Genomic DNA, 17,673 nt, shown 5'->3' with positions numbered 1-17,673 from the left:
GAGTGCTTTTTTATTAGGAAAAGGAATAACAAGTATATATGGAATCACAAATTATTACTTATCTCAAGGAGCATCCCAAGGTCAGCATGAATGAATTGGCCGAGGGACTCGATCAAGCAGGGGCACAACGTTTTCCCCAATTGGTTAAAGTGGTGTCGCGCTTAGAATCGACAGGAACCCTTATCTTTACCCGTGATGGCTTGATTGCCTTAGCTGAAAAATCACAGGCCAATGAACCTGTTCGCATCACAGGTGTCTTTCACGCCAATAAAGCAGGCTTTGGTTTCTTGTCTGTCGAAGGTGAAGAAGAAGATCTCTTTGTGGGGCGGACGGATGTCGGCCATGCTGTCGACGGGGATACCGTCGAGGTCGTGGTTAAAAAGCCAGCCAATCGGTTAAAGGGCACATCTGCGGAAGTCCGTGTGGTAGCCATCGTTGAACGGGCCCTCAAGACAGTGGTCGGGAAATTCGTCTTAGACGATGAAAAACCAAAATACGCGGGCTATATCACTTCAAAAAACCGTAAAATTCAACAGCGTATCTATATCAAAAAAGAACCTGTCGTCTTAGACGGAACAGAGATTATCAAACTAGACATTGTCAAATACCCAAGCAAAAAACATGATTATTTTGTCGGAGAAGTTCGCGACATCATCGGTCACCAAGAGGATGTAGGGATTGATGTGCTTGAAGTCTTGGAGTCTATGGATATCGTGTCTGAATTTCCTCAGGCTGTCATGGCAGAGGCCAATAATGTCGCTGATGCTCCAAGTGAAAAAGACTTCATGGGACGGATTGATTTGCGCCAGGAAGTTACCTTTACCATTGATGGCAAGGATGCCAAGGATTTGGATGATGCCGTTCATATCAAATACTTGCCTAATGGGAACTTTGAACTGGGTGTTCATATCGCTGATGTCTCTTATTATGTCACAGAAGGGTCAGCCCTTGACCGTGAAGCCGTCAGCCGTGGAACCTCCGTCTATGTGACCGACCGAGTGGTACCTATGTTACCCGAGCGCTTGTCCAATGGCATCTGCTCGCTGAATCCTAACGTCAACCGCTTAACCCAATCTTGTATCATGGAAATCGACCGTCAAGGGCGTGTTGTGGCCCACCAGATTGCGCCATCGGTCATTAAAACCACTTTCCGTATGACCTACAGCGATGTCAATGCCATGCTAAAAGGCGACCAGGAACTCTTGGAGCGCTACGCTCCCATCACAGAATCTGTCCGCTATATGGCAAGTCTTCACCAGATTTTAGAAGCGATGCGGGTGCGTCGTGGGGCCTTGAACTTTGATACCCAAGAGGCAAAAATTTTGGTTGACGATAAAGGGAAGCCTGTGGATATTCAAGTCCGCCAGCGTGGTATTGCGGAACGCATGATTGAGTCCTTTATGCTGGCAGCCAATGAAACTGTGGCAGAGCACTTTGCCCGTAAAAACCTGCCTTTTATCTACCGGATTCACGAAGAACCCAAGGCTGAAAAATTACAGAAATTCATTGATTACGCCACTATTTTTGGCGTACCGATTCGTGGGACAGCGCAAAAAATCACGCAAGAAGCCTTGCAGGACTTTATGGCTAAGGTCGAGGGCAAACCTGGGGCAGATGTTTTGGCTATGATGCTCTTACGCTCCATGCAACAAGCCCGCTATTCTGAACACAACCACGGTCACTATGGTTTGGCGGCAACCTATTATACCCACTTCACGAGTCCGATTCGTCGCTACCCTGACCTCCTGGTTCACCGTCTGATTAGGGAGTATGCGACGGTTACGCCGGAAAAAGAAGAACATTTTGCACAAGTCATTCCAGAAATTGCCAGCACTGCGTCAACTCTAGAGCGCCGAGCTATCGATGCTGAGCGTGCGGTAGAAGCAATGAAGAAGGCTGAATTCATGGCAAGCTATGTCGGTCAAGAATTCGAGGGAGTTGTTGCTAGCGTAGTCAAATTTGGTCTCTTTGTGGAGTTGCCTAATACGATTGAGGGTTTGATTCACATCACCACATTCCCAGAGTTTTACCAGTATAATGAGCGTACCATGAGCTTGCATGGAGAAAGCACAGGAAAAGCCTTTCGGGTTGGCCAAAAGATTAAAATCAAGTTAACCCGTGCCGATAAGGAAACGGGCGACATTGACTTTGAATACCTGCCAAGCGATTTTGATGTCATCGAAAAGAAACCAAAATCTGACCGTGACCGCAGACGTCGTCGTGATGACACGAATAAAGGTCAAGGAAATGGACGGTTCAAGAACAATCGCAAGCCTTTTTATAAAGACCAAGCGAAAAAGAGGAAGAACTAATGGCCAAACAAAAGCAGACAGACAATGTCTTAGCACAAAATAAAAAAGCCAGACACGACTATACCATTGTGGAAACCTATGAGGCTGGTCTTGTTTTGACAGGTACGGAGATCAAAAGTGTCCGTGCCTCACGCTTGACCATCAAAGATGGGTTTGCCCGTGTGCGTCATGGCGAAGTCTGGCTGTCTAATGTTCACATCACCCCTTATGAACAAGGCAATATCTGGAACGTTGACCCGCTTAGAGATCGTAAATTATTGCTCAAAAAAAAGGAAATTGCAAAGATTAACGAAGCGCTCAAGGGGTCTGGAATGACCCTGATTCCTTTACGCGTTTATCTTAAGCACGGTTTTGCCAAGGTTCTGATGGGCCTTGCCAAAGGAAAACATGATTACGATAAGCGAGAAAGTATCAAACGACGGGAACAAAACCGTGATATCGCTCGCCAAATCAAAGCCTACAATAACCGTTAGCCTCTGCCGAGGTTTGCCTTAGGTTTGTGAGGTGTCAAACTCAAAAGCGCTGAAGACCTGTGCAGGTTTTCAGCGCTTTTTATGTCCTTAGCCCTATCAAAGCTAGCAGTAAGGGCAGGTAAGGCTTGCTAGAGCAAAAGAAAAACGCCCTTAGGCGTTTTTTGTCACTTCAAGAAGCGTTGCAAGAATTCCTTGGTGCGGGCTTCTTGTGGGTTTTCAAAGATTTGAGCGGGGGTGCCTTCTTCGGCGATAAGTCCCTTGTCCATGAAGATGACACGGTCTGAAACATCGCGGGCAAACTCCATTTCATGGGTAACGATAATCATGGTCAATCCAGACTTGGCCAAATCTTGCATGGTCTTTAGGACTTCGTCAACCATTTCAGGGTCTAGGGCTGAAGTAGGTTCATCAAAGAGGACAGCCTCAGGGTCGACGGACAGGGCCCGAGCGATAGCCACACGCTGTTTTTGTCCACCGGAGAGTTGCTTGGGTTTGGCTTGCCAATATTGCTCGGTCATGCCGACACGGTTTAGGTTTTCCTTGGCGATGCGCTCAGCCTCAGAACGCTCTCGCTTGAGGACAGTCGTTTGGGCCACAATGGTATTTTCTAAGACGTTGAGGTTTTCAAAAAGGTTGAAAGATTGGAAAACCATGCCCATTTTTTCGCGATAGGTCGTCAAATCGAACCCTTTTTCAAGAACATTTTTTCCATGAAACAGAATCTGTCCATCGGTAGGTTCTTCTAGCAGGTTAATCGAACGCAAGAAGGTGGATTTTCCAGAACCTGATGACCCGATGATGGAGATGACTTCCCCCTGATTGACACTGAGGGAAATATCTTTAAGGACCTCGTTTTTACCGAAGGATTTTTTTAAATGTTTAATCTCTAAGATGTTAGCAGCCATTAGTTGCCTCCTTCGATGGTGTAGGTGTCTTGGTCAAAACGGCGCTCAACATAGCGCAAGAGGCGTGTGACCGTAAAGGTCAAGACAAAGTAAATCACAGCGATAATCATAAAGGTTTGGAAATATTGGTAGGTCTGTGTCGCCACGGTATTTCCTGCGAAATAAAGCTCGACCACGGAGATAACATTGAGGACGGAAGTGTCTTTGATGTTAATGACGAATTCATTCCCCGTTGCTGGTAAAATGTTGCGGACAACTTGTGGCAGGACAATCTTACGCATGGTTTGGTTGTGAGAAAATCCTAGAGCAGTAGCTGCTTCGAATTGTCCCTTATCCACAGCAAAGATTCCTCCACGGACGATTTCACTCATGTAAGCCCCTGTGTTGATGGAGACGATGACAATAGCCGCCCAGGTGCGGTCGATGGAAATGCCAAAAGCTTGAGCGGTGCCGTAGTAGATAACCATGGCTTGAACAATCATAGGCGTGCCACGGAAAATCTCGATATAGACATTGAGGAACCAACCAAAGGCAGTTTGTAGGCCAGCAAGAAACTTGTTCGCCGCTTTAGGTGCGGTGCGATAGACCCCGATAAGCAGACCGATGATGAGACCTGCGACAGTCCCAATGATGGAGATGAGCAGCGTAATCCCAGCCCCTCGTAGGAATTGACTCCAGTTGCCTTTAAGGATTGTCCACATTTGTTGGACGAAGTTGCTGCTGGCTTTGTCATCAGATGAGTTGTCAGCAGGTTGTTGGGCAATCATACGGTCCATGAGTTTGATGCGGTCTGATTCAGAAATCCCAGCCAAGACTTGGTTAACGGTTTCTAATGTTGCGGTTTCATCCTTACGGAGTCCGACAGCGATAGCTGTATCTGATTCAGAAACGCTGAAGCCCTTACCATCTGAAAAGGCAATCATTTTGAAATCTTTGTTGGCATTTTGGGCAGAGATGGCATCAGGTCGCTCGGAAATGTAACCATCAATAACACCAGAGGACAAGGCTTGTCGCATCTGAGCAAAGTCGCCCATAGCCGTTTGTTTTTTGACGTCGGGGATTTGGCTGATGAGATTATAGAGATAGACCCCTTGTTGTGAGGTGATTTTGGCGTCTTTGAAATCAGCTAGGCTAGTGGCTTTGGCATAGTTACCACTGCGTTTAACGACGATAACAGGATTGGAGGTGTAGTAGCTATTGGAAAAGGCAATTTCTTGACGGCGCTCAGCAGTTGGGCTCATCCCAGCCGCAATCATGTCAATTTTTCCAGACGTTAGAGCAGGAATCAGGCCAGACCAAGACGTTTTGACCACTAAGAGCTTTTTGCCCATCGCTTTGGCAATTTTTTTGGCGATTTGCACGTCATAGCCATTGGCGTATTGGTTGGTGCCATCAATTTTCACAGCGCCATTACTGTTGTCATTTTGCGTCCAGTTAAAAGGGGCGTAGGCTGCCTCCATGCCGACCCGTAGGTAATCGTCAGCTGAGACGCTGGTTGTCTGCATGCCCACTCCAAGGCCAAGGCCGATAAAGAGTAGACAGCTTAGGAAGAATTTCTTCATGGGAACTCCGTTCATTTTTAGGATGTCTAAAGTCAGTAACTTAGTAGCTTGCCTGACAAGCTAACTGATCGTATCTGTGATTATTCGGCGAATAGCCCCTTATTGCCTCCTGCTGAAAAAGTAAGGCTAGAGGAGGCGGGTAGCCGATCACCAAAATTTGACTCGTTTTATATTCTACTAAAAAACGGATAAGTATTCAATAAAGCTAGCTTTAAGATTAGAGCTAGGGTATAATAAAGAAAAAAGTCACGCATTTTAGAAAGGAATACAGGCGATGAAAAAGCAATGGTTTTTGTGGTTGCTGACGACCTTACTGCTTGGTTTTTTATGGACTGGCCAGGGCGTTTTAGCCGATGATGTAGACTACAGCATCCCACGTTACGAGGGCCACCTCATTATCCATGAGGACAATACGGCTAGCTACGTGGAGCAAGTCACGTATAACTTTGACTCCTCCTATAATGGCCAGTATCTGAGCTTGGGAACTGGAGGCAATATGCCACAGGGCTTTGCTATCGGTCGTACGCCAACGGTTCAAGTCCTTCGCAACGGGGAAAATATCACAGACAGTGTCAGAACAGAATTTGAAGACCTGTCTAAAGGCGTGCGATTGAAAATCTATAACGGGGGATCGTCAGGTGACCAAGTGCAAGTGACGGTGACTTGGACCTTGACCAATCTCTTAAATGTCTACCAGGATGTGGCCGAACTCAACTGGGTTCCTATCAGTAACTGGGATGAGACGCTAAGGGATGTACGTCTGACGGTGACGACAGATAAGAGCGTTTCAGAAAGCCAACTCTGGGGCCATCGGGGTGGGATGCATCCCAAGGCATCGGTGACAAAAGACGGGAATTCTTACACGCTCACAGCTAAAGATGTCTCTGGTCTTATCGAATTACACGCTTACTGGGACCGCAGTGTGGTCAGCGTGGCACCGACAAAGGCTGGTCAAGCTAAGGACAAGATACTAGCAACCGAACGAGGGATTGACCACAGGCGTGAGCTATTGATGGAGCTATTGACGCTATGGATTCCTTTAGGAGCTATACTTTTGACTGTTGTAGCAGTTTGGGTCTTTCATCGCGCGAAAAAACGCTTGCTACCTTTTTCTGAGGATAAGGGTTATTCCTTTGCATTGCCATCAGACTTATCGCCACTTTTGGTAGCCAAACAGGTCAATGGCTTGGAACTGGAAGAATTGTCACCGCCAGATGCGATACATGGGGCTGACATCAAATTGGAGAATTACATCCAAGCAGAACTCCTAGACCTGATAGCCCAAGGCAAATATGTCCTATCCTCTGATAAAAAGCAGTTGCTACAAAAGCCCGACAAAGCTTTGACTGCCTACGAGTCAGCGTTTTTGACCTATCTCTTTGGTGAGGTGAGAGAAAGCTATACCTTATCATCTGTATTTGATGACTATCAGGCTGACCGAAAGACTATCCTCGCTTCAGATCTTAAGGGAGCAGCTAAAAAGCATGAAATCACTGCCCGTGGCGCGGCTATCTTACGACGCTTGCAGAATCGCGTTACGAAAGTGGACCGGGCCGTGGCACAAGCCTTCCGAACAGAAGGTTTGCCAAACTACCGTAAGCCCTTGTCAGTTCAGGATAAGTACCCACTGATGCTGTCCAACGCTTTCCTTGTCGGTTCAGCCCTCTGTTCAGTTGGTGCAGCAGCCTATAGTTTATCTCAGGGCTATCTGAAAGGCATGGTCGTCAATGGCTTTATCTTAATCATCACTGCCCTGACTTTCTGGTATGTCATAAGCCAACAACAAATCCTCTCTCATGAAGGAAAGATTAATCTGGCCCATCAAACGGAGTACCGGCTCTGGTTGGGCTTCCGCCATATGTTGCAGGACATTAAGACCTTTGACCGTGCGGAGCTAGAAAGCATCATCGTCTGGGAAAAAGTCTTGGTTTATGCGACACTCTTTGGCTATGCCAAGCGTGTCCAAGAAGCCTTGACGGTGAAAGGTTTGACCTTACCAAGCGAGCAGTTGGCAAGTGTTGATGCCATGGATGTCATCACAACTGCTTACTTCAGTCATTCCCTCCAACGCATCAGTACCTACAGTCAAGCTGCTAATCAAGCCGTAAACTTCAACTTGCCATCGTCAGGTGGCGGAGGAGGCTTCTCTGGTGGTGGTGGTGGAGGTGGCGGCGGTGCCTTTTAAAGCTGCCTAACTTTTGCTATAATGAATCTACTTGTTTGAAAAGGAGACCTGCATGCTGTTTGATTTGCTTAAGGCTATCATCCTTGGAATTATCGAAGGTATCACGGAGTGGCTACCGATTTCAAGTACGGGCCATTTGATTTTAGCAGAAGAATTTATCAAATTTTCCGCTCAAAACCAAACCTTTATGGATATGTTCAATGTCGTCATCCAATTGGGAGCTATTTTAGCGGTTATCGTCATTTATTTTAAAAAACTCAACCCTTTCCAACCTGGAAAGACACCGCTAGAAGTGCGAAAGACCTGGCAGTTGTGGACTAAGGTGGTGATCGCCGTCTTGCCATCAGTTATCATTGGTTTGCCACTAGACGATTGGTTTGACGCGCATTTTTATAACTTTATTTCCATCGCCTGCATGTTAATCCTTTATGGCTTTATCTTCATTTGGGTGGAAAACCATATTGCGCGGGGCGGCCTAAAGCCCAAGGTAACCAGTTTGGCCAAACTCCCTTATAAAACGGCCCTGATTATCGGGCTCTTTCAAGTCTTGAGTCTCATGCCTGGGACCAGTCGTTCAGGGGCGACCATCATCGGGGGGCTTTTGGCGGGGACCAGTCGGAGTGTCGTGACGGAGTTTACCTTCTTTTTGGGGATTCCAACCATGTTTGGGGCCAGTCTGCTTAAAGTTGCGAAATTTGTGCTTAGTGGAAGCAGCTTAGCCTTAGGGCAATGGCTGGTCCTGTTGGTTGCTTGCTTGACAGCCTTTTTCGTGTCCATGTGGGCCATCCGCTTTTTGACCGACTATGTCAAGAATCATGACTTCAAGATTTTTGGGAAATACCGCATTATCTTGGGGATTGGTCTGCTCTTAGTGGCAGCCCTCCAAGCGATTTTCTAAAGATGCTGTCAACCGTTGTATGAGAGAGTGGGTTGTGCTTTTGGCCTGATCACACTCTCTTTTTTGCGGAGACTGAGTGCTTTCTTGCTTGCTTAGCGCTTTTACAGTATAATGAAAAGAACGATTGCTACGAGGTAAAGAGATGAAATTGACACAAGTAAATGATACGACTATTCGCATCACGCTCTCCATGGAGGATTTGGCGGAACATGGTATGGAGCTGATGGACTTTCTAGCGCCACAGGAAAAAACGGAAGATTTTTTCTATACTGTGATGCAGGAGTTGGACCTACCAGAAGGTTTTGGCGAAACAGGCATGCTCAGTTTTCGGGTGACCCCAAAACCAGACCGCATCGAAGTTTACGTCACGCAAGCTGAGGTGGGACAAGACATGGAGGATCTAGAAGAGTATGCGGATTTGACCAAGGCTCTGACTGACCCTGAAAATGTCACGCCGGAAGAAGCTTTGACCATGCTGGAAGACCTGTTGAAAAATACAGGAGCAACAGACGAAGACCTGGATGAACTCGACCGCCTCCGTAAGGAAGTCGATGCCTTCAAGGAAAAATCAGAAGAAACGGAAACCGCTGAATTGCCAGAATTTATCCACTATGTCTTGGGATTTTCCGACATCCCTGAAGCTGTTCGCTTTTCGCAAACCATCCAACTCCCTATCGAAGCTTCTGAACTGTATAAGTTGGATAAGGGGCACTATTACATGACTGTTTTGGTGAATGCCATGGACAAAGAAAAAGACTTTGCCAATGAGGCCCATGGCCTGCTGTTAGAATACGCCAAAGATGCCGATCGGACGAGGGCTTACCTACAAGAACATGCCACTGTCCTGATGACTGAGGGAGCTGTCGACTTTTTGAAACGGCTAAGGGTTGCATAAGATGACAGGCATTCAACAAGCAGCTCCGCTGATGATTGAAATCATCTTGGTTTTGATTGGGACTTTCTTAACCTCGCTCATCTTGACCCCTTTAGTGCGTTTTTTGGCTTTTCGGATTGGTGCCGTCGATAATCCCAATGCCAGACGGATCAATAAGGTTCCCATGCCAAGTGCAGGGGGGCTTGCCATTGTGGCGGCCTTTGCTCTGGCCTGTCTCGTATACATGCCTTGGGCCTTGCAAGGGCATGCGGCGGGCGGCCGTTTTCTGCACTATGTCGCTCCCATCCTTTTAGCCGGTGGCGTGATTGCCCTGACAGGTTTGGTTGATGATGTCAAAGAACTGGCACCACGGATGAAGTTAGCAGGTATTACCCTAGCAGCAGTGTTAATATGGTTTTTGACGGATTTTCATTTTGACAGTTTCAAGGTACCCTTTGGGGGGCCTATGTTGCACTTTGGTCCTTTTGTAAGTTTTTGCTTTACGATTTTGTGGATTGTTGGGATTACCAATGCCATTAATTTGATTGATGGTCTAGATGGCCTGGTCTGTGGGGTGTCGATGATTTCCCTAGGAACCATGGGCTTGGTATCCTACTTCTTCCTCTTTGGGAAAGACCTGATGCTGACCATGACCATCTTTTTACTCTTGTCAGCCATCTTAGGATTTTTCCCTTATAATTATCACCCAGCTATTATTTATCTAGGGGATACAGGGGCACTTTTTATTGGGTTTATGATTAGTGTCTTGTCCCTGCAGGGGCTAAAAAATGCAACAGCTGTGGCAGTCATTACCCCAGTCATCATCTTAGGGGTACCTGTTATTGATACGGCCTTTGCCATCTTAAGACGAAAATTGTCAGGCAGGAAAATCTCCGAAGCAGATAACCGCCATCTGCATCACCGCTTGTTAGCCATGGGCTTTACCCATCGCGGGGCAGTTTTGGTCGTCTATGGCATCTCAATCTTTTTCTCACTGGTTTCTCTCTTGCTCAATGTCTCTAGTCGTGTTGGCGGGGTGCTCTTGGTTATTGGCCTAGTTATCATGGTCGAACTATTCATTGAACAAGTTGAAATCATGGGACCTAATCGGACACCATTACTGAGTTGTCTGAAATTTATCGGAAATTCCAGCTACCGTCAAGAAGTGGTGGCTAAATGGAAGGCGAAACACTAGTTTTCAATCCACAATAAAGCCCTCTGGGGCTTTATTTGTTATAATGAAGAGTAAGGACTGAAAGGAGCTATTATGTCAACGTTAGAAATCAAAGACTTGCATGTCTCGATTGAGGAGAAAGAAATTTTAAAAGGGGTTAACCTGACGCTCAAAACGGGAGAAATTGCAGCGATTATGGGGCCAAATGGGACAGGGAAATCAACCTTGTCGGCTGCTATCATGGGAAATCCTGCCTACGAGGTGACCCGTGGTGAAATCCTTTTTGATGGCGAAAACATCCTGGAGATGGAAACGGATGAAAGGGCACGCTTGGGGCTCTTTTTGGCTATGCAGTACCCATCAGAAATTCCGGGGATTACCAACGCAGAATTTATCCGGTCAGCCATGAACGCTGGTAAAGCTGATGAGGATAAGGTCAATGTCATGGAGTTCATCACAAAATTAGATGAAAAAATGGCCTTTTTGGGAATGAAGGAAGAAATGGCTGAGCGTTACCTCAATGAAGGTTTCTCAGGTGGTGAGAAAAAACGCAATGAAATCCTGCAACTATTGATGCTTGAACCAACTTTTGCCCTCTTGGATGAGATTGACTCAGGTTTGGACATTGATGCCTTGAAGGTTGTCTCTAAAGGGGTTAATGCCATGCGTGGCGAAGGTTTTGGAGCGATGATTATCACCCATTACCAACGCTTGTTAAATTACATTACGCCAGATGTTGTTCATATCATGATGGACGGGCGGATTGTCGTCTCTGGCGATGCCAGCCTAGCGGCGCGCTTGGAGACTGAAGGTTATGCTCAAATCGCTGAAGAATTGGGACTGACTTATGAGGAAGACGTTTAAGCGGTTTTCACCATATAAATGACAGAGAAAGAAGGAGGAAATCGTGACACAAGAAGCTATTAAAGCCTATTCTCAAGCCCACGCAGAGCCAAGTTGGCTCCGTGATTTGCGGCTAAAGGCCTTTGAGCAAATCGACCACCTAGCGCTTCCCAAAATTGAGCGCGTGCGTTTTCACCGCTGGAATTTTGGCCAAGGGGAGTTGGCAGATAATGAGCCGTCAGGTCATGTCCCAGATTTTACGGTCTTGGGAGATGCCCCAAAATTAGTGCAAGTCGGGACACAGACTGTTTTGGAACAGCTAACGCCGGACTTAGTGGCTAAAGGTGTGATTTTCACGGACTTGTACAGTTTTATTGACAGCCATCCTGAGTTGGCAAAGGAATATTTTGGTGCTGCCCTGGCCTTTGACGAAGACAAGCTGGCGGCTTATCATTATGCCCATTGGAATAGTGCAGCTGTTCTTTATGTGCCTGATGCTGTCGAAGTTGACCAACCCATTGAAGGGCATTTCTATCAGGATTCTGATAGCGAGGTTCCTTTTAACAAGCATGTGCTGATTTTAGCGGGTAAAGACGCTAAGTTCTCTTATTTGGAGCGTTTTGAAAGTATTGGCAATGGCGATGTCAAGTCCACAGCAACCATCAGTGTGGAAGTCATCGCTCAAGCAGGTAGCCAAATCAAGTTTTCAGCTATTGACCGCTTGGGCAAACACCTGACGACCTACATGAGTCGCCGTGGGCGCCTAGGTAAGGATGCTCGGATTGACTGGGCCCTCGGTGTCATGAATGAGGGCAATGTTATCGCTGATTTTGATTCAGACTTGATGGGACAAGGTAGCCACGCTGAGCTAAAAGTGGTCGCTCTATCCAGTGGCCGTCAGACTCAAGGGATTGACACACGGGTGACCAATTATGGCCGTCATTCCGTTGGTCATATCTTGCAACATGGGGTAATTTTGGAAAGTGGTACCCTTACCTTCAATGGTATTGGGCACATTATCAAAGGAGCCAAGGGCTCTGATGCCCAACAAGAGAGCCGTGTCCTCATGTTGTCTGACAAGGCGCGAGCAGATGCCAACCCTATTTTGCTCATAGATGAAAATGATGTGACAGCAGGCCATGCGGCCTCTATCGGACAAATCGACGAACAAGATATGTACTATCTGATGAGTCGTGGCTTGGATAAGGAAACAGCAGAACGGTTGGTAATCCGTGGCTTCCTCGGTGGGGTTATTGCTGAGATTCCTGTCAAGGCTGTTCGAGAAGAGCTCATGACGGTTATTGACAAGCAGTTGGACAAACGATAGGAGTGTTTATGCCCTCAATTGATGCAGCAAACTTACGTAAAGATTTCCCTATTTTAGATCAACGCGTTAATGATGAGCCACTTGTCTATCTGGATAATGCGGCGACCACGCAAAAACCAGAGGCTGTGCTCCAGCGTTTGTTGGCCTACTACCACACAGACAATGCCAACGTGCACCGTGGGGTACATACGCTGGCAGAGCGGGCGACTGCTGATTATGAGGCCAGTCGGGAAAAAGTGCGTGCCTTTTTGCATGCTGCTTCGACCAAGGAAGTCCTCTTTACCAGGGGGACGACGACAGGGTTAAACTGGGTAGCTCAATTTGCCCGCCAGGTTTTACAACCAGGTGATGAAGTACTGATTTCGATCATGGAACACCATTCCAACATCATTCCTTGGCAGGAAGCCTGCCGTCTAACAGGTGCCAAACTCGTTTACGCCTATCTCAAGGATGGTCAGTTGGATATGGCAGACTTAAAAGCTAAGCTGAATGCCCGCACAAAGTTTGTCAGTCTAGCCCACGTTTCCAATGTTCTGGGGGCTATCAATCCTGTTAAGGAGATTGGCCAGTTGGCTCACGCTGTCGGTGCCTATATGGTGGTTGACGGGGCCCAATCTGCGCCACATATGCCAGTAGATGTTCAAGACCTGGATTGTGATTTCTACACCTTGTCTGGGCATAAAATGCTAGGTCCGACTGGTATCGGAGTCCTCTATGGAAAAGAAGCCATCCTTGAAGAGATGGCACCAGTCGAATTTGGCGGAGAGATGATTGACTTTGTCTACGAACAAGAAGCTAACTGGAAGGAACTTCCCTGGAAGTTTGAGGCGGGAACCCCTAATATTGCGGGGGCCATCGCTTTTGGCGCTGCCTTGGATTATTTGAACCATCTGGGTATGTCAGCTGTCCACGCCCACGAACAAGAACTGGTCGCTTATGTGTTACCCAAACTGCAAGCCATCGACGGTGTAACGGTTTATGGACCGCAAGACCCCAGTCAGCATGCAGCTGTTCTGGCATTTAATATCGACGGCCTCCACCCTCATGATGTCGCAACAGCGCTGGATTATGAGGGGGTTGCGGTGCGTGCAGGCCACCATTGTGCGCAACCTTTGATTCAGTATTTGGGGATATCTTCAGCGGTGCGTGCGAGCTTTTACCTATACAATACCAAAGAGGATTGTGACAAGTTGATTGACGCCATCCTCAAGACGAAGGAGTTTTTCAATGGCACTCTCTAGACTAGATAGTCTTTATATGGCCGTAGTGACCGACCATTCAAAGGCCCCCCACCACCATGGACGTATTGAAGATGTTAATCATATCAATATGAACAACCCCACTTGTGGAGATGTTATCAGCTTATCCGTGCAATTTGATGCAGATAGAATTGCTGACATCAAGTTTGCTGGTGAGGGCTGTTCGATTTCGACAGCTTCATCTTCCATGATGACGGATGCTGTTTTGGGTAAAACCAAGCAGGAAGCCCTTGAAATGGCAGATATTTTCTCCAAAATGGTGCAAGGCGAGCAAGACAGCCAGCAAAAAGTTTTGGGGGAAGCAGCCCTTCTTGCTGGTGTGGCTAAATTTCCCCAAAGGGTTAAATGTGCGATGCTAGGGTGGAATGCCCTAAAACGTGCCATCTCTGAAGATGATGCGACGAAAGAAAAGTAACCAAATAGAAAGGTAACCATGGCAGAAGAAAAAGAAGAATTATTAGCCAAGGATTTGGACTTTGGTGATTATAAGTATGGTTTCCATGACGATGTTAAGCCTGTTATTTCGACTGGGAAAGGGTTGAGTGAGGCTGTCGTTCGTGAAATGTCCGCTGAAAAAGGGGAACCTGAGTGGATGTTAGACTACCGTCTAAAGGCCCTAGAAGCATTTTACAAGCTTCCCATGCCAGACTTTGGGCCAGATTTGTCAGATATTGACTTTGACGATGTTATCTACTACCAAAAGGCCGCTGAACACGTGACACGAGACTGGGATGAGGTCCCTGAAAAAATCAAGGAAACCTTCGAACGTATCGGGATTCCTCAGGCCGAACGGGAGTACTTAGCGGGTACTGTCGCCCAGTATGAGTCTGAGGTAGTTTACCATAACATGAAGGACGAGTTTGAAAAACTCGGCATTATTTTTACAGATACGGATACAGCTCTCAAGGAATACCCAGAGCTCTTTAAGGAATATTTCTCGACGGTCATCTCACCCTTTGAGCACAAGTTTTCAGCGCTCAATAGTGCGGTCTGGTCAGGAGGGACTTTCATCTATGTTCCTAAGGGGGTACAGTGTGATTTCCCTGTGCAGACCTATTTCCGGATTAATAGTGAAAATGCCGGTCAGTTTGAGCGCTCCTTGATGATTGTGGATGAGGGAGCTTCTATCCACTACGTGGAAGGGTGTACCGCACCAGCTTATACGACCAATACCTTGCACGCGGCCAATGTTGAAATTATTGTTAAACGCGATGCGACTTTCCGCTACACGACCATGCAAAACTGGTCAGACAATGTCTACAATCTTGTCACAGAGCGTGGGACTGTAGAAGAAAATGGGACCTTGGAGTGGATTGACGGGAACTTAGGTTCCAAGGTAAATATGAAGTACCCTTGTTCGGTGCTCAATGGGCCTTACGCACGGACCTCAATCATTTCGATGGCTTTTGCCAATGAGGGTCAGCATTTAGATGCGGGTGCTAAGGTTTTCCACAATGCGCCTAACACTTCCTCAACCTTGATCTCAAAATCGGTTGCCAAGGATGGTGGTCGGACCGACTACCGTGGCCAGGTGAAGTTTGGACGTAATTCTAAAGGCTCCAAATCGCATATCGAGTGTGATACCATCCTGATGGATGACAAATCCAGCTCAGACACGATTCCTTACAATGAAATTCATAACTCCGATGTGACCTTGGAACACGAAGCTAAGGTGTCCAAGGTTTCCGAGGAACAACTCTACTACCTCATGAGTCGGGGAATTTCAGAAGAAGAAGCCACAGCGATGATTATCAATGGTTTCATGGAACCTATTTCTAAAGAATTACCGATGGAATACGCCGTCGAGCTCAACCAGCTGATTGGCATGAGTATGGAAGGTTCCGTTGGCTAACACCTAAGGATGAGTCTGAGACAATGTCTCAGGCTTTTTTCATGGTTTTTAGTCGGGGTAAAACAGGCATTCTCTATTCCCAAAAAGCTCTGTGCCAGTTGGTGTGACATTTTGCAACAATTCGTCAAAAAATTTCCCGGAAAAGTGGCATAAATCTCTCTGATTTGTCTTGAATTTGTTTGGACTTGTCGATATAATATAAAAGCAATATCATCATAAGACAAAGGAGCCTAAGATGGATGTTCTAAAGAGTGCCTCAGGTGGAGCGGTGCTGGGAGCGATAGCCGGTGGTGCGGGTGCACCCTTACTACAGCTGCAAGATTTTGTCTGCGTAGCAGTCGGTCTTGCCCTCGGTGGTTTGGCCGGTTACGCTTACCAAAAGGTCCGTGGTTAAGCTTGAAACTCTTGGAAGATTCACGAGGCTTTTTTGACGGAGAGGCCTATTGCACCATCGTGCTAGCCCGATAACTGACTAGCGAACGATTTGATAAGACACCGAAAAGACGTGATGTTTCATCACGTCTTTTCACTTTATGGTTTTATCAGGCGATGCTCACTCAGAAAAAGCTAGCCATGTAGCGGTTAAGCTGGTATTGACCCAGTTGACAAAATGGTTCCACCACACCTTAAGGAAAATGCTGCGTTTGACGCTTGTCTTGGTGACAAGTTTGACCTGTGGACGAGCGTTTTCTAGGTAGCCAGTCCCCACGAGGTCGCTATCTTCAAAGGTGAGGCTGCCTGCTGAGCTGCCTTTTTTAGCAGGTGCTTCTAAAGTTTTTGTTTTTAGGGTCAGTTTAGGGGCATCTGTGGCGTTCTTGCGTGTGACAACCTTAAAGTCATTTTGAGCGACAGCTGCGACACTGGCTTGTTTGCCATCAGTGATTTTGGCTTGAGACTTGTTGTAGCTAGCTCCTTTTTTGAGGAGGGTTTGCAGTTGCCAGGTGCTGTAGACATAATTCATCAAATCGTTGGTTGCACTAAAACGCGCCATGGTATTGTTATCGGCATCGTCAGCATGTAGGATAACAGTAATGATACGCATACCATTTTCAGTTGTCGTTGCGACAAAAGAAGCGCCAGCTAGTTCTGTGGTACCGGTCTTGAGGCCGTCAACGCCTTCGCGGGTGTAGGACATTCCGGAAAGCATTTCATTATAGGTTTGTAAAGTCGTTGACCCATCAAAGTCCATGCTGGTCTGACTAGTGATTTTTAGGACATCAGGGTAGTCAGTAATAAGGTGACGGGCAATAATAGCCACGTCTAGTGCGGACATGGTATTTTCATCTGAGGCAGAAGACCCCGGATAGATGTTGCTACCCAAATAGCTGTTGTTGAGCCCTGAAGCATTGACCAGGCGCGCATCGGTAATTCCCCAGGATTTGAGTTGAGCTGTCATCATATCGACAAACTTGGTTTCACTACCACCGATTTTTTCAGCGAGGGCAATCGCAGCACTATTGGCAGAGGCAATCATGGCGGCATCGACTAACTGCTTGACGCTATAGGAACGGGCTTCCATGGGAACATTTGAGGCATCGGAGTTGGCTGTCAGATTGTAGGCGTAGTCCGAAATAGCCACTTGGTCATCCCATTTGAGCTTGCCTTCATCAATTTGTTTGTAGACCAGGTAGACAGTCAGTATCTTAGTAATGGAGGCAATGCCAGCTGTACTGGTAGCGTCCTTTTCATAGAGGATTTTTCCTGTTGAAGCCTCGACGGCGATGGCATGGCTGGCTGCAGCATTGAAGTCATCTGCTTGAACAGTCAAACCAGTCAAGAGGAAAGCCAGCGAGGCCAGTAGGGCATAAAGTGTTTTAGACAAATAGTTCATGCCCTTATTATAGCATAAAGACTGCTGGGCTTGGCGGGCATTTTATGAGGACTTGTTCGCTTTTGTCGGCTGCCGTCTCTTTTGCTTTTTGTGGGTCCATAGGACAAAAATAAGGGCGAAAACAAGCGTCAAGAGTATCAGATAGACCTTAGAGAGATGGCTCCAGAGGGATAAGGCC

The 17,673-nt window shown here is 46.9% G+C and carries 15 protein-coding genes; 12 read left to right on the top strand and 3 right to left on the bottom strand.

Going from position 1 to position 17,673, the window contains the following annotated elements:
- Positions 1-38: 38 nt before the first annotated feature.
- Both rnr and smpB read left to right on the top strand, forming a co-directional pair.
- Positions 39-2,312 carry a ribonuclease R gene (rnr, locus tag STRDD12_RS05550; RefSeq protein ID WP_066915944.1) on the top strand — a complete coding sequence of 758 codons (2,274 nt, stop codon included), beginning with the start codon at positions 39-41 and terminating at the stop codon, positions 2,310-2,312.
- The gene (gene smpB, locus STRDD12_RS05545) at positions 2,312-2,785 is read left to right on the top strand and encodes an SsrA-binding protein SmpB (protein ID WP_066915942.1); all 474 of its coding nucleotides are present in this window, start codon (positions 2,312-2,314) and stop codon (positions 2,783-2,785) included. The genes rnr and smpB overlap by 1 nt, the downstream gene beginning before the upstream one ends.
- Positions 2,786-2,949: 164 nt before the next feature.
- Here the strand turns inward: smpB and STRDD12_RS05540 are convergent, their stop codons facing one another.
- Together STRDD12_RS05540 and STRDD12_RS05535 are read right to left on the bottom strand one after the other, a co-directional pair.
- Positions 2,950-3,690 (bottom strand): amino acid ABC transporter ATP-binding protein, encoded by a 741-nt coding sequence (locus STRDD12_RS05540; protein ID WP_066915940.1) that lies wholly within the window; start codon positions 3,688-3,690, stop codon positions 2,950-2,952.
- A complete protein-coding gene (locus tag STRDD12_RS05535; protein WP_066915938.1) occupies positions 3,690-5,252 on the bottom strand; it encodes an ABC transporter permease subunit in 1,563 nt (520 codons plus the stop codon). The genes STRDD12_RS05540 and STRDD12_RS05535 overlap by 1 nt, the downstream gene beginning before the upstream one ends.
- Before the next feature lie 274 nt (positions 5,253-5,526).
- Between STRDD12_RS05535 and STRDD12_RS05530 the strand changes: the two genes are divergently transcribed.
- From STRDD12_RS05530 to STRDD12_RS08235, 10 genes are all read left to right on the top strand, one after another.
- On the top strand, positions 5,527-7,437 hold the full coding sequence (locus tag STRDD12_RS05530) for a DUF2207 domain-containing protein (protein WP_066915936.1): 1,911 nt from the start codon (positions 5,527-5,529) through the stop codon (positions 7,435-7,437).
- A 52-nt stretch (positions 7,438-7,489) separates the two neighbouring features.
- The gene (locus STRDD12_RS05525) at positions 7,490-8,335 is read left to right on the top strand and encodes an undecaprenyl-diphosphate phosphatase (protein ID WP_066915934.1); all 846 of its coding nucleotides are present in this window, start codon (positions 7,490-7,492) and stop codon (positions 8,333-8,335) included.
- Positions 8,336-8,477: 142 nt separating this feature from the next.
- Positions 8,478-9,230, top strand: coding sequence for an adaptor protein MecA (locus tag STRDD12_RS05520; RefSeq protein WP_066915932.1), 753 nt, complete (start codon positions 8,478-8,480; stop codon positions 9,228-9,230).
- A 31-nt stretch (positions 9,231-9,261) separates the two neighbouring features.
- The gene (locus STRDD12_RS05515; protein ID WP_443031055.1) at positions 9,262-10,404 is read left to right on the top strand and encodes a glycosyltransferase family 4 protein; all 1,143 of its coding nucleotides are present in this window, start codon (positions 9,262-9,264) and stop codon (positions 10,402-10,404) included.
- 72 nt (positions 10,405-10,476) lie between these two features.
- Positions 10,477-11,247, top strand: coding sequence for a Fe-S cluster assembly ATPase SufC (sufC, locus tag STRDD12_RS05510; RefSeq protein ID WP_066915929.1), 771 nt, complete (start codon positions 10,477-10,479; stop codon positions 11,245-11,247).
- A gap of 43 nt (positions 11,248-11,290) precedes the next feature.
- Complete coding sequence (sufD, locus tag STRDD12_RS05505) at positions 11,291-12,553, top strand: Fe-S cluster assembly protein SufD (RefSeq protein ID WP_066915927.1); 1,263 nt, start codon at positions 11,291-11,293, stop codon at positions 12,551-12,553.
- 8 nt (positions 12,554-12,561) lie between these two features.
- Positions 12,562-13,794: a cysteine desulfurase gene (locus tag STRDD12_RS05500; RefSeq protein ID WP_066915925.1), complete on the top strand. Its 1,233-nt coding sequence runs from the start codon at positions 12,562-12,564 to the stop codon at positions 13,792-13,794.
- Positions 13,781-14,227 (top strand): Fe-S cluster assembly sulfur transfer protein SufU, encoded by a 447-nt coding sequence (sufU, locus tag STRDD12_RS05495; RefSeq protein ID WP_066915923.1) that lies wholly within the window; start codon positions 13,781-13,783, stop codon positions 14,225-14,227. The genes STRDD12_RS05500 and sufU overlap by 14 nt, the downstream gene beginning before the upstream one ends.
- Before the next feature lie 18 nt (positions 14,228-14,245).
- Positions 14,246-15,664 (top strand): Fe-S cluster assembly protein SufB, encoded by a 1,419-nt coding sequence (gene sufB, locus STRDD12_RS05490; RefSeq protein ID WP_066915921.1) that lies wholly within the window; start codon positions 14,246-14,248, stop codon positions 15,662-15,664.
- Positions 15,665-15,899: 235 nt separating this feature from the next.
- Entirely contained in the window at positions 15,900-16,058 is a 159-nt protein-coding gene (locus STRDD12_RS08235) for a hypothetical protein (RefSeq protein WP_156471446.1), read from the top strand.
- A gap of 159 nt (positions 16,059-16,217) precedes the next feature.
- Here the strand turns inward: STRDD12_RS08235 and pbp3 are convergent, their stop codons facing one another.
- Complete coding sequence (gene pbp3 / locus STRDD12_RS05485) at positions 16,218-17,486, bottom strand: D-alanyl-D-alanine carboxypeptidase PBP3 (RefSeq protein ID WP_443031054.1); 1,269 nt, start codon at positions 17,484-17,486, stop codon at positions 16,218-16,220.
- Positions 17,487-17,673: the final 187 nt, after the last annotated feature.

The sequence above is a fragment of the Streptococcus sp. DD12 genome, assembly GCF_001578885.1.
Lineage (GTDB): Bacteria > Bacillota > Bacilli > Lactobacillales > Streptococcaceae > Streptococcus.
Note: the sequence above shows the minus strand (reverse complement) of the source record. Positions and strands in the feature narration are given on the sequence as shown.

Bases quoted from the DNA above. Each gene is read 5' to 3' on its own strand.
- STRDD12_RS05525 (WP_066915934.1), top strand. From the start codon at position 7,490: ATGCTGTTTGATTTGCTTAAGGCTATCATCCTTGGAATTATCGAAGGT.
- STRDD12_RS08235 (WP_156471446.1), top strand. From the start codon at position 15,900: ATGGATGTTCTAAAGAGTGCCTCAGGTGGAGCGGTGCTGGGAGCGATA.
- STRDD12_RS05500 (WP_066915925.1), top strand. From the start codon at position 12,562: ATGCCCTCAATTGATGCAGCAAACTTACGTAAAGATTTCCCTATTTTA.
- sufB (WP_066915921.1), top strand. From the start codon at position 14,246: ATGGCAGAAGAAAAAGAAGAATTATTAGCCAAGGATTTGGACTTTGGT.
- rnr (WP_066915944.1), top strand. From the start codon at position 39: ATGGAATCACAAATTATTACTTATCTCAAGGAGCATCCCAAGGTCAGC.
- STRDD12_RS05515 (WP_443031055.1), top strand. From the start codon at position 9,262: ATGATTGAAATCATCTTGGTTTTGATTGGGACTTTCTTAACCTCGCTC.
- STRDD12_RS05520 (WP_066915932.1), top strand. From the start codon at position 8,478: ATGAAATTGACACAAGTAAATGATACGACTATTCGCATCACGCTCTCC.
- smpB (WP_066915942.1), top strand. From the start codon at position 2,312: ATGGCCAAACAAAAGCAGACAGACAATGTCTTAGCACAAAATAAAAAA.
- sufC (WP_066915929.1), top strand. From the start codon at position 10,477: ATGTCAACGTTAGAAATCAAAGACTTGCATGTCTCGATTGAGGAGAAA.
- sufU (WP_066915923.1), top strand. From the start codon at position 13,781: ATGGCACTCTCTAGACTAGATAGTCTTTATATGGCCGTAGTGACCGAC.
- STRDD12_RS05540 (WP_066915940.1), bottom strand. From the start codon at position 3,690: ATGGCTGCTAACATCTTAGAGATTAAACATTTAAAAAAATCCTTCGGT.
- STRDD12_RS05530 (WP_066915936.1), top strand. From the start codon at position 5,527: ATGAAAAAGCAATGGTTTTTGTGGTTGCTGACGACCTTACTGCTTGGT.
- STRDD12_RS05535 (WP_066915938.1), bottom strand. From the start codon at position 5,252: ATGAAGAAATTCTTCCTAAGCTGTCTACTCTTTATCGGCCTTGGCCTT.